This is a genomic window from Mycobacterium sp. NPDC048908 (assembly GCF_043197955.1).
Classification (GTDB): Bacteria; Actinomycetota; Actinomycetes; order Mycobacteriales; family Mycobacteriaceae; genus Mycobacterium.
The window spans coordinates 725,183-736,297 of record NZ_JBICUE010000001.1 but is presented as its reverse complement, the minus strand read 5'-3'; the positions used below and the strand labels follow the sequence as shown (position 1 = coordinate 736,297).

General features: G+C 68.3%; 12 protein-coding genes. 5 read left to right on the top strand and 7 right to left on the bottom strand.

The features are described from left to right. Positions 1-47: 47 nt before the first annotated feature. The 3 genes from ACGFK1_RS03560 (at position 48) to ACGFK1_RS03550 (ending at position 2,737) form a co-directional block, all read left to right on the top strand. On the top strand, positions 48-632 hold the full coding sequence (locus ACGFK1_RS03560; protein WP_393425635.1) for a DUF3558 domain-containing protein: 585 nt from the start codon (positions 48-50) through the stop codon (positions 630-632). 10 nt (positions 633-642) lie between these two features. Beyond that, positions 643-2,328 carry a CocE/NonD family hydrolase gene (locus tag ACGFK1_RS03555; RefSeq protein ID WP_393425632.1) on the top strand — a complete coding sequence of 562 codons (1,686 nt, stop codon included), beginning with the start codon at positions 643-645 and terminating at the stop codon, positions 2,326-2,328. A gap of 130 nt (positions 2,329-2,458) precedes the next feature. Further along, positions 2,459-2,737, top strand: a complete 279-nt coding sequence (locus ACGFK1_RS03550) for a hypothetical protein (protein ID WP_393425629.1) — start codon at positions 2,459-2,461, stop codon at positions 2,735-2,737. Between the two features lie 142 nt (positions 2,738-2,879). Here ACGFK1_RS03550 and ACGFK1_RS03545 read toward each other — a convergent pair whose 3' ends face one another. Both ACGFK1_RS03545 and ACGFK1_RS03540 read right to left on the bottom strand, forming a co-directional pair. Beyond that, on the bottom strand, positions 2,880-3,428 hold the full coding sequence (locus ACGFK1_RS03545; protein ID WP_393425626.1) for a DUF1802 family protein: 549 nt from the start codon (positions 3,426-3,428) through the stop codon (positions 2,880-2,882). After that, a complete protein-coding gene (locus ACGFK1_RS03540) occupies positions 3,425-3,691 on the bottom strand; it encodes a DUF2277 domain-containing protein (protein ID WP_393425623.1) in 267 nt (88 codons plus the stop codon). Before ACGFK1_RS03540 ends, ACGFK1_RS03545 begins: the two co-directional genes overlap by 4 nt. Before the next feature lie 22 nt (positions 3,692-3,713). On the opposite strand from ACGFK1_RS03540, the gene ACGFK1_RS03535 reads away from it, so the two are divergent. Together ACGFK1_RS03535 and ACGFK1_RS03530 are read left to right on the top strand one after the other, a co-directional pair. Continuing rightward, positions 3,714-4,481, top strand: a complete 768-nt coding sequence (locus ACGFK1_RS03535; protein WP_393425620.1) for an enoyl-CoA hydratase — start codon at positions 3,714-3,716, stop codon at positions 4,479-4,481. Then, positions 4,478-5,041 (top strand): class I SAM-dependent methyltransferase, encoded by a 564-nt coding sequence (locus ACGFK1_RS03530; RefSeq protein WP_393425617.1) that lies wholly within the window; start codon positions 4,478-4,480, stop codon positions 5,039-5,041. Before ACGFK1_RS03535 ends, ACGFK1_RS03530 begins: the two co-directional genes overlap by 4 nt. Before the next feature lie 53 nt (positions 5,042-5,094). Here ACGFK1_RS03530 and ACGFK1_RS03525 read toward each other — a convergent pair whose 3' ends face one another. The 5 genes from ACGFK1_RS03525 to ACGFK1_RS03505 form a co-directional block, all read right to left on the bottom strand. Beyond that, positions 5,095-6,420, bottom strand: a complete 1,326-nt coding sequence (locus tag ACGFK1_RS03525; RefSeq protein ID WP_393425614.1) for an MATE family efflux transporter — start codon at positions 6,418-6,420, stop codon at positions 5,095-5,097. After that, positions 6,413-7,429: a bifunctional oligoribonuclease/PAP phosphatase NrnA gene (locus ACGFK1_RS03520; RefSeq protein WP_393425611.1), complete on the bottom strand. Its 1,017-nt coding sequence runs from the start codon at positions 7,427-7,429 to the stop codon at positions 6,413-6,415. The genes ACGFK1_RS03525 and ACGFK1_RS03520 overlap by 8 nt, the downstream gene beginning before the upstream one ends. Further along, positions 7,389-7,895: a 30S ribosome-binding factor RbfA gene (gene rbfA / locus ACGFK1_RS03515; RefSeq protein WP_393425608.1), complete on the bottom strand. Its 507-nt coding sequence runs from the start codon at positions 7,893-7,895 to the stop codon at positions 7,389-7,391. The genes ACGFK1_RS03520 and rbfA overlap by 41 nt, the downstream gene beginning before the upstream one ends. 14 nt (positions 7,896-7,909) lie before the next feature. Beyond that, the gene (gene infB, locus ACGFK1_RS03510) at positions 7,910-10,612 is read right to left on the bottom strand and encodes a translation initiation factor IF-2 (RefSeq protein ID WP_393425605.1); all 2,703 of its coding nucleotides are present in this window, start codon (positions 10,610-10,612) and stop codon (positions 7,910-7,912) included. Positions 10,613-10,679: 67 nt separating this feature from the next. Then, positions 10,680-11,060 (bottom strand): YlxR family protein, encoded by a 381-nt coding sequence (locus tag ACGFK1_RS03505; RefSeq protein WP_393425602.1) that lies wholly within the window; start codon positions 11,058-11,060, stop codon positions 10,680-10,682. Between the last annotated feature and the right edge of the window lie 55 nt (positions 11,061-11,115).

Below are 11,115 nucleotides of genomic sequence, written 5' to 3'. Positions count from 1 at the left end.
GTCGGACGACGCAGGCGGCCCAGCCGCCACGACAGCAAGGGGGTTCGATGGCCGCCAGACTGCGCGTCCTGTCGGCACTGTGTGCGCTGGTCGCGGGCGTGTTCGCGGTCTGTCAGGCAAATCCGGCCGAGCCGAAAGCCCCCGGCGCCGTCGAGTTACGGTCGACGGCCGCCCCGCTGTCCGATGTGGCGACGACGATCAAGTGGCCGGTCATCCAGACGGTCGACCCGCGGCCGTTCGACCCCTGCGAAGACATCCCGCTCGACGTCGTCCAGCAGATCGGGCTGGCATTCACCCCGCCCGCCCACGAAGACGGGTTGCGCTGCCACTATGACGCGGGCAACTACCAGATGACCGTCGAAGCATTCGTCTGGCGCACCTATGAGGCGACGCTGCCGCCCGACGCCCTCGAGATGGACATCAACGGCCACCGGGCGGCGCAGTACTGGGTCATGAAGCCCACCGACTGGAACGACCGCTGGTGGATCACCTGCGGGATCGCGTACAAGACCAGTTACGGCGTCATCCAGCAGACGCTGTTCTATTCGCCGAAGTACTCCGCCGACGACGTCGACTGCCTGCAGACCAACCTGCAACGCGGCCGTGAGCTGAGCAACTTCTACAAGTACTAGCCTTCGACAGGTGACCGCAGTAAGCGTCGGCGCCTCGTCACCCCTCATCTCGCGGGTCCGGCAGGTCGCCGGCCGCACACTGAGCAAACTGCTCGACCTGCCGCCGCACACCACCGAGTTCCACGTCATCCGGGACGTGCGGGTGCCGATGCGGGACGGCGTCGAGTTGATCGCCGACCACTACCACCCCGCGACTGCGAATCCCTCGGGCACCCTTCTGCTTCGTGGCCCCTACGGCCGCGGCTGGCCGTCCTCACTGCTGTTCGCCCAGATGTTCGCCGCTCGCGGCTATCACGTCGTCTTCCAAAGCGTCAGAGGCACATTCGGCTCCGGCGGCGTATTCGATCCGATGGTCAACGAAACCGCCGACGGCGCCGACACCGCAGCCTGGCTTCGCGACCAACCGTGGTTCACCGGTTCGTTCGCCACCATTGGGATGTCCTACCTGGGATTCACGCAGTGGGCGCTGCTCACCGATCCCCCGCAGGGAATGGCGGCGTCGGTCATCATCGCGGGGCCCCACGACTTGAGCGGACCGCGTTGGGGCACAGGGTCTTTCGGGCTCGATGATTTCCTCGGTTGGTCCGACATGGTGGCCCGGCAGGAGGAACCGCGCACCATCCGGACCGTCGTCCGCCAGATCCGGGCCCGGCACGCGCTGACGGCGGCGACCAACGCGCTGCCCCTTGGGGAATCGGCCCGCCGATTCCTCGGCGCGGGCGCACCGTGGTTGGAGGACTGGCTCGATCACCCCGAGTACCGCGATCCGCACTGGGCGAAGCTGCAACTGCATCAGGCGCTGGAACGCGCACGGATTCCTGTGCTTCTGCTGAGCGGTTGGCAGGACGTTTTCCTGGAGCAGTCACTGGCACAGTACCGACGCCTGCGCGAGCGCGACGTTCCCGTCGCCCTCACTGTCGGGCCGTGGAACCACGGCCAGATGATGACCAAAGGCGCCGGGACCCTGGTCCGGGAATCGTTGCAGTGGTTGGACACTCATGTCGCGGGCATCCGCACGGTGGCGCGCAAACCAGTGCGGATCCACCTCAACGGCCACGGCTGGCGCGTGCTCGACGACTGGCCGCCGGCCATGCCCGAACATGCCTTGTATCTGCGGCCAGCAGGTCACTTGGGCGCCGCGGCACCGGATCAGGACGTGCCGGCGGCGAGCTTCACCTTTGATCCGTCGGACCCGACACCGACCATCGGTGGCCGGCTGCTGGCATCGGGCGGCTACCTCGACGACACCCGGCTGGCCGAGAGGGCCGACGTGCTCGCGTTCACCAGCGCCCCGCTGCCGGCGGACCTCTACGTTGTCGGGACCCCGCTGATGCAGCTTTCGCATTCGTGCGACAACACGAACCACGATCTCTTCGTCAGGCTCAGTGAGGTCGATGCGCGGGGCCGGTCTCGCAATGTCAGCGACGGGTACCTCAGTGCCACAACGGATTCGCCGGATCCGCGCACCATCCGGATGGAACTGGACGCGATCGCCCACCGCTTCCCCGCCGGAGCGCGCATCCGGGTGCTGATCGCGGGTGGGTCGCATCCGCGGTTCGTCCGCAACCTCGGCACGGGTGAGCCGGTGCTCACCGGCAAGCGGCTCGCGACGGCGAAACACACCGTGCACCTCGGCGACGGCGGTACCTCGCGGCTTGTGCTCCCGGCGGGGCCGCGACCGCCGTCGGGTCGGTGACAATGCGTCGTTTGCACGGGCCGATCCGGGGCCACCACTGACGGCGTCAAGGACATGCACCCGTCGCTGCAGATCAGAGCTGCGTGACTCGATCGTCAAGGCCCCACTCGACGAGCCCGTCGGGCTTATCGTGGACGTCAACGATCTCAACGTGCCTGCACCGTCGGCGGTGGCGGTGTTCACCAGCGCCTGTTGGCAACAAAACCGGTGGCCTGAGGTGCCGCTGAAGCTGGTGTCTTGTGAGGTGGCCACCCGCGAATTACTCGCCCGAAACGGTGTCACCCGTTACGTTCCCGAAGCGCCGCGAAGTGGACTCGAGATGGTGGCCGAAGTCAGTCGCGCGTGGGGGTGTGATCCCCCATTGAGCGGAAAGACGGTGTGGGCCAGCCTGGCCGTAGACGATCGATGACCCGGTCACGGTGTGCACCTTGCCGTAGACGACGGTCCTCCTTCCGCCACTCGAGGGAGATACCCGCGGGCGGCCACGCGCCTCGACTGCGACGGCGGATTATTCGCGAAAGGGCCGTTGTCTTCGCGTATCGGACCAGTCGTCAGCCGACGGCGGCGCGCACGCGGGCGGCGATCCGCTGCAGCGCAGGATCGTCGTGCACCGGAGCCGCCCAGATCGGATCGATCGGCAGTGCCACCCAACTCTTGCAGCCCGCGTACTCGGGTGCCCTGGCCAACGGCAGCGGCTGGGCAAGTGGGCTGGCCTCCACGACCAGCACGGTGAGCCGGTGTTTGGGCCGGAAGTCCAGTCGGTCGTTCTTGACGGAGTCGGCGGTCCAGATGTGCAGGTCGGCGATCTCGTCGAGCGCGTCAGGCCGCTTCACCTCCACGGCGGCAACGACTTTCGCCCCCGCGCGAACCACCAACCCCTCGTCGGTGCTGTCGGCCGCGGCCGAATCGAGTAGATCGCGGTGTTCCGGTCGGACCCGCTGGGCGTGGCTGTGAGCGACGGTGGGAAACAACAGGAAACGGGAAGCCGCTACGGCGAAGCGCTTTTCGTGGATGCCACCTTTACGCAGCAGGACGGTCTGCCTGCCGTCGAGTAGCGCGTGCACCGCGGCGCTCCACTCCTTGAGCGCCGGCTCGGTCATGTCACGTTGAGCCGCGCGCGCACCTCGGGACGGCGCAACGGCGGCACGGTCTTCGGCGGTTGCCGTCGCGGCGCCAGGCTGGCCAGCAGCCGGGCGGTGACGTCGGCGACTTCGGCGACCGCTGTCTCGAAGGGCTCGACGTTGGCGCCCGTCGGGCGGGTCATACCGCTGACCTTGCGGACATACTGCCGCGCGGCGGCCTCGATCTCCTCGGCGGTGGCCGCCGGTTGCAGGCCGCGTAGCTCGGTGATGTTTCGGCACATACTGCCACGATAGGTTTGCTTCATGACGAGGCCCAATAGCAATGAGATCCTGCTCATCGAAACCGAAGACCGGGTTCGCACCTTGACGCTGAACCGGCCGCAGTCACGCAATGCGTTGTCGGCGGAGCTTCGCAGGTGCTTCTTCGCCGCGCTGCGCGACGCGGAGGCCGACGCGGACGTCGACGTCGTGATCGTGACCGGCGCCGACCCGGTGTTCTGCGCGGGGCTCGACCTCAAGGAACTGGGCGACACGTCGCAGCTGCCGGACATTTCGCCGCAGTGGCCGCCGATGACGAAGCCGGTGATCGGCGCGATCAACGGCGCGGCGGTGACGGGCGGGCTGGAGATTGCGTTGTACTGCGACATCCTGATCGCCTCTGAGCAGGCCCGGTTCGCCGATACGCACGCTCGTGTCGGGCTGCTGCCCACGTGGGGGTTGAGCGTGCGGCTGCCGCAGAAGGTGGGCGTCGGGCTGGCCCGCCGCATGAGCCTGACCGGTGACTATTTGTCGGCCGACGACGCGTTGCGGGCGGGACTGGTCACCGAGGTGGTGGCACACGACGAGTTGCTGCCTGCGGCGCGTCGGGTCGCCGGGTCCATTGCAGGCAACAACCAGAAGGCCGTCCGGGCGCTGTTGGCGTCCTATCACCGCATTGACGACGCGTCGACCGGGCCGGGTCTGTGGATCGAGGCGGTGTCGGCCAAGCAGTGGATGAACTCGGCGACCGGTGACGACATCGCCGCCAACCGGGACGCCGTGCTGCAGCGCGGAAGGGCGCAAATCCGATGAACAAGGCACACGAGGCGTGTGGCAGCGACGAATGGCGCCAAGCGATCCGGGAGGACATCCTGCCGTGGGCGTTGGGTGGGACGGATCTCGGCGACAACGTGCTCGAGGTCGGGCCCGGCTACGGTGCGAGCACCGATGTGCTCAGCAAGACGGTGCCTCGACTCACCGCAGTGGAGATCGACGACGAACTGGCGGCGATGCTGACGGGCCGGTTCGCGGACGTCCCGTCCGTGCAGATCGTGCACGGCGATGCGACCGCGCTGGAATACCCCGACGACAGCTTCTCGGGCGCGGCGTGTTTCACGATGCTGCACCACGTCCCAACGGCCGAACTGCAGGATCGGTTGTTCGCCGAAGTGGCGAGGGTGCTGCAACCGGGCGCCGCGCTGGTGGCCAGTGACAGCCTCGCCAGCGAGGACTTGAGGGCCCACCACGAGGACGACACCTATAACCCGGTCGATCCGGCATCCCTGCCGGACCGATTGGCGGGGGCAGGGTTCGGCCACGTCCAGGTGAAGACCAACGAATTCGGCTGGGCGGTGATCGCCCGACTCGGCTAGCAGAACCCGCCGCCGGGCGGCTAAGAGCCTCAACCAGGGCGGCGCGACGACCGTCAGCCGGTGCCCGGTACCAGCCAGTGACCGGAGAACGCACGCCATCCGACAAAAGCCAGCCTCAGCACCATGAAACTGCTGAGGCCAGACCAGATTCCGAGCAGGCCCCAGCCGAACGCAAGCGACAGCCAGATCAACGGCAGGAACCCGACCAATGCGCTGATCAGGGTGGCGTTGCGCATGAATTTCGCATCACCGGCGCCGAGCAGCACCCCGTCAAGTGCGAAAACGATTCCGGCAACCGGTAATTGGGCCACCATGAACCACCACGGCACCCCGATCGCATCGAGCACGGATCTGTCGTCGGTGAACACGCTCGGGAACACCGACGCCCCGACCGCGAACACGATGGCAAGCACCGCCGCGGCCAGCGTCGAAAAGATCGTCACCCGCCATGCGACGGACTTCGCATGCGCCAACTGGCCCGCACCCAGTGCCGCGCCGACCAATGACTGCGCGGCGATCGCCAGCGAATCAAGCACCAGCGCAAGGAAATTCCACAGTTGCAGCACCACTTGGTGCGCAGCGACGGCGGCCGCGCCGAACCGGGCGGCCACCGCGCCCGCCGACACGAAACAGGCCTGGAAAGCCAACGTTCGCAGCACCAGGTCGCGGCCCATCACCACCTGCGCACGCAACACCGCCGGATGAATACGCAACGACACCCGCTCGACGAGCAGCGAGCGCATGAAGAGCACGGCGGCCACCCACTGCCCCACCAGGTTGGCCACGGCCGACCCGGCCAGCTCCCACCGTGGCATGCCGAGCCAGCCGTACACCAACAGTGGACACAACACCGCGGACACCGCGAAGCCGGTGACCACGTAGCGCAGCGGCCGTACGGTGTCCTGCACTCCGCGCATCCAGCCGTTGCCGGCCGCCGAGACCAGGATCGCGGGCACGCCGACGATCGCGATGCGGACCCACGGCATTGCCTCACTGGCGATCTCGCCGCCGGCCGCCAACACCGACACCAGCGGCTTCGCGACGGCCTGCACCACGACGACGATCGTGGCGCCCAACCCCAGCGCCAGCCAGGTGGCCTGCACACCCTCCGCGACTGCGGCGGCGCGGTCGCCCGCGCCGAAGAACCGCGCCGAGCGCGCGGTGGTCCCGTAGGACAGGAAGGTCATCTGCGAGCTGACCGTGCTCAGGATCAGCGCGCCGATCGCGAGGCCGGCCAGCGCCAGGGCGCCGAGTCGGCCGACCACGGCGAGGTCGAAGAGCAGATAGATCGGCTCGGCCGCCAGCACCCCGAGCGCGGGAAATGCCAGTGCGGCGATCCGCCGACCGCTGGCGGGGGCCAGGGGCTGCGGTTCAGCCAAGGGCGTTATACAGCGCCTGAACGACGTCGTCGACAGACCCGGTGGCCGAGTAGCCCGCCGCATGCGGATGGCCTCCGCCGCCGAACGCGCTCGCCACCCCCGTGAGGTTGAAGGACTTGGCCCGCATCGACACCGACCAGTGGTCGGGTTCGATCTCCTTGAACACCGCGGCCACCTCCGCTTGCTGCGTGGTGCGCACGATGTCGACGATGCTCTCGACTTCCTCGGGCCGCGCGTCGGCCCACTCCTCGTGTCGCACAACGGCATACACCAGTCCACGGCCCCCGGCCGCGTCGGGAAGAAGCTCCGCGGAGGCCAGCACACGCGACAACATGGGCAGCCACGCGAACGGATGCGTGTCGAGCAGGGTGCGGCTGATCGACGCGTTGTCCACCCCGAGCTCCACCAGCCGGGCCGCCAGCCGATGCGCGTGGGCGCTGGCCCAGCGGAACGACCCGGTGTCGGTGGTCAGTCCGGCATACAGGCAGTGCGCGACACCGATGTCGATCGGCTTGCCCCAGGCGTCGAGCATCTCGGCGACCAGCATCGTGGTCGAGTCGGCCGACGGGTCGACATAGTTGGCGGTACCGAACAGCTGGTTGGAGGCGTGGTGGTCGATGACGAGCACTTCGCGGCCTGGGTCGGCGAGTTCGCCGAGGGTGCCGAGCCGATTCACGCTCGGGATGTCGACAGTGACGATGAGTTCGGCGTCACGACGCATCTCGTCCGGCCCGACCAGCAGGTGGCCACCGGGCAGCGACTGCAACGATTCGGGCAGCAGTGCAGGCGCGGCGAAACTCACTTCGACCGCCTTGCCCGCCTTTTCGAGCACCAACGCGAGAGCCAGCCCTGCTCCGATGGTGTCGGCATCGGGATACACATGGCAGACCACGCTGATGGTGGTGGCCGCATCGAGCAGATCGGCCGCCGCTCTGGCGTCGACGCGCAGGCCTGTGAGAGCAGGGGCGTCAGTCATCTTGTCGGTTGCGGTCACCGGTGTCCTCAGCATCAAGCCCGTCGTCCAAGTCCCCGCCCGAACCCTCGGCCCCGACCTTACGGTACGGGTCCTCGTCGCCCGCGTGCTTGGCACCCTGCCGAACTCTAGCCAAATCCTCATCTGCGGCGCGCGCGCGAGCCAGCAGATCCTCCATCCGGTGTGCCGCATCCGGCACGGTGTCGCGTTCGAACGCCAGCGTCGGGGTGAACCGCACCCCGAGCGCCGCGCCCACCTTCGTCCGCAGGACGCCCTTCGCCTTTTCCAGCGCGGCAGCCGCGCCCGCGTAGTCCGGCTCGTCCTCGAGACTGCGACCGATCACCGTGTAGTACAGCGTGGCGTCGTGCAGATCGCCGGTCATCTTGGCGTCGGTGATCGTGACACCCGCCAGCCGGGGATCTTTGATCTCGTACTCGATCGCCGTGGCGACGAGGGTTGAGATGCGCTTGGCCAACCGCTTTGCCCGTGCGGGGTCAGCCATTGATATCGACGCTCCTACACACGCGCTTTTTCAACCAACTCGTATGTCTCGATGATGTCGCCTTCCTTGATGTCGGAGTAGGTCAGCGTCAAACCGCACTCGTAGCCTTCGCGGACCTCGGTGACATCGTCCTTCTCGCGACGCAGCGACGACACGGTGAGGTTCTCGGCGACCACCACGCTGTCACGCAACAACCGGGCCTTGGCGTTACGGCGGATGATGCCCGACTGGACGAGGCAACCCGCGATGTTGCCGACCTTCGACGACCGGAAGATGGCGCGGATCTCGGCACGGCCGAGTTCGCGCTCCTCGTACACCGGCTTGAGCATGCCCTTCAGCGCGCTCTCGATCTCATCGATGGCCTGGTAGATCACCGAGTAGTAGCGGATCTCCACACCCTCACGGTTGGCCAGTTCGGTGGCCTTGCCCTCGGCGCGGACGTTGAAGCCGATGATGATCGCGTCCGAGGCCGACGCCAGGTTGACGTTGGTCTCGGTGACGCCACCGACGCCGCGGTCGATGACGCGCAGTTCGACCTCGTCGTCGACCTGGATGCCCAGCAGGGCCTCCTCGAGCGCCTCGACCGTACCGGCGTTGTCGCCCTTGAGGATCAGGTTCAGCTGGCTGGTTTCCTTCAGCGCCGAATCCAGGTCCTCCAGGCTGATCCGCTTGCGACTGCGGGCGGCCAGCGCGTTGCGCTTGCGCGCGCTGCGCCGGTCGGCGATCTGGCGGGCGATGCGGTCCTCGTCGACGACGAGGAAGTTGTCACCGGCGCCAGGCACCGACGTGAACCCGATGACCTGCACGGGCCGCGACGGCAGCGCCGCCTCCACATCCTCGCCGTGCTCGTCGACCATGCGGCGCACGCGACCGTAGGCGTCGCCTGCCACCACCGAGTCGCCGACGTGCAGCGTGCCGCGCTGGATCAGCACGGTGGCCACCGGGCCGCGACCGCGGTCCAGGTGCGCTTCGATCGCCACACCCTGAGCCTCCATATCGGGGTTGGCCCGCAGGTCCAGCGATGCGTCGGCCGTCAGCACGACCGCCTCGAGCAGGGCCTCGATATTGGTGCCCGCCTTGGCGGAGATGTCGACGAACATCGTGTCGCCGCCGTACTCCTCGGGGATCAGACCGTATTCGGTGAGCTGCCCGCGGATCTTCTGCGGATCGGCACCTTCCTTGTCGATCTTGTTGACCGCAACCACGATCGGCACCTCCGCCGCCTGCGCGTGGTTGAGCGCCTCCACCGTCTGCGGCATCACGCCGTCGTCGGCCGCGACCACCAGGATCGCGATGTCGGTGGCCTTCGCGCCGCGGGCACGCATGGCGGTGAACGCCTCGTGACCCGGGGTGTCGATGAAGGTGATCGGCCGGATCGTGCCGTCGAGGTCGACCTCGACCTGGTAGGCGCCGATGTGCTGGGTGATGCCGCCGGCTTCGCCCTCGCGGACAGTGGCGTTTCGGATCGTGTCGAGCAGTCGGGTCTTGCCGTGGTCGACGTGGCCCATGACCGTGACGACCGGCGGACGGACCTCGAGGTCGTCCTCGCCGCCCTCGTCCTCGCCGTAGGTGAGGTCGAACGACTCGAGCAGTTCGCGGTCCTCGTCCTCCGGGGACACGACCTGCACCTTGTAGTTCATCTCGCTGCCGAGCAGCTCGAGGGTGTCGTCACCGACCGACTGCGTCGCGGTCACCATCTCGCCGAGGTTGAACAGCGCCTGCACCAGCGCGGCCGGATTGGCGTCGATCTTCTCGGCGAAGTCGCTCAGCGAGGCGCCGCGGGCCAACCGGATGGTTTCGCCGTTGCCGTGCGGCAGCCGCACGCCGCCGACGACCGGGGCCTGCATGTTCTCGTATTCGGCGCGTTTCGCCCGCTTCGACTTGCGGCCACGCTTCGGCGCGCCGCCGGGACGACCGAATGCGCCCGCCGCTCCGCCGCGCTGACCTGGGCGTCCACCACCGCCGGGGCGGCCGCGGTAACCGCCGCCTGCAGGAGCGCCTCCTCCGCCACCGGCGCCGCCGCCGCGGTAGTTACCGCCGCCGCCACCACCACCGCCAGGACGACCACCGGTGCCCGCACCGGGGCCACGGCCGCCGGGGCCTGGACGCGGTCCACCGGGACGCCCGCCGGGAGCCGGGCGGGCTCCGCCGGGACGCGGCGGCATGTTGCCCGGCGACATGCCGGGGCGAGGGGCGCCCGGCCGTGGGGCACCGGGACGCGGTGCCTGCGGGCGAGGAATCGGCCGGTCGACCGGCTGCTGCGAGGAGAACGGGTTGTTACCCACCCGCGGAGTGCGCGCCGCCGGCTTGGGTGCGCCCGGTGTCGGGCCGGGCCGAGGACCTGGGGTCGCGCCGGGAGTCGGGGCCGGTCGGGCCGGCGTTGGTGCCGCAGGCGGGGCCGCTGCAGCGGCCGCTGCCGGGGGCGCAGCCACGGGCTCTGCCGGGGCCGCGGGCGGCGCGGGTTTGGGGGCGGCCGGCTTCGCGGGCGCCTTCGGCTCTGCGGCCTTGGCCGGCGCGCCGTTACCCGCGGCCGCGGCCTTTTCGGCGGCAGGCTTCGCGCCACCGAACGATTCGCGCAGTCGACGCGCGACGGGTGCCTCCACTGTGGAGGACGCGGATTTGACGAATTCGCCCTGTTCGCTCAGCCGGGCGAGTACTTCCTTGCTGGTGACACCGAGTTCCTTGGCCAACTCGTGTACACGGGCCTTACCTGCCACTACATCTCCTGTCTGAGAGGCGACAGCGGTGGTAGGCGCCGCGCCTCGGGTTAGCTATGACGCATGGTCATCGGGACTTCACGGTGTGCTCATGTTCTTCGCTACCTGTTCTCTTGCCGGGTGTATCAAGCCCTTCACCTGCTTTGAAGTGCTCTACCACCGCAGTGATGTCCGGTGAACCGGCGATCCGCAGCGCTCGGACGAAAGCTCGCCGCCGAATTGCCGCGTCTAGGCACGCCTGCTCGGGATGCAGCCACGCACCCCGCCCCGGCAACTTTCTCGCTGGGTCAACGGTCACGGTGTGTTCACCATTCCCGTCAACGGCGACTACCCGAAGCAGTTCGACGGCCAGCTCTCGCTTTCGGCAGCCGATGCAAGTCCGCACCGGTCCCCTGGGGGCGTCGGCGGCGGCGCGGGCATCAGTAGCCGAAGTCTCGCGCTGGGTCACAGCTGAGTCTACCGTCCCACCGGTCGCAAACGACAAACGGCAGTGCTGGTCTGAC

Coding starts and splice junctions, on each gene's coding strand:
- ACGFK1_RS03560 (WP_393425635.1), top strand. CDS start 48: ATGGCCGCCAGACTGCGCGTCCTGTCGGCACTGTGTGCGCTGGTCGCG.
- ACGFK1_RS03545 (WP_393425626.1), bottom strand. CDS start 3,428: ATGACCGAGCCGGCGCTCAAGGAGTGGAGCGCCGCGGTGCACGCGCTA.
- ACGFK1_RS03540 (WP_393425623.1), bottom strand. CDS start 3,691: ATGTGCCGAAACATCACCGAGCTACGCGGCCTGCAACCGGCGGCCACC.
- ACGFK1_RS03535 (WP_393425620.1), top strand. CDS start 3,714: ATGACGAGGCCCAATAGCAATGAGATCCTGCTCATCGAAACCGAAGAC.
- ACGFK1_RS03530 (WP_393425617.1), top strand. CDS start 4,478: ATGAACAAGGCACACGAGGCGTGTGGCAGCGACGAATGGCGCCAAGCG.
- ACGFK1_RS03520 (WP_393425611.1), bottom strand. CDS start 7,429: ATGCTGAGGACACCGGTGACCGCAACCGACAAGATGACTGACGCCCCT.
- rbfA (WP_393425608.1), bottom strand. CDS start 7,895: ATGGCTGACCCCGCACGGGCAAAGCGGTTGGCCAAGCGCATCTCAACC.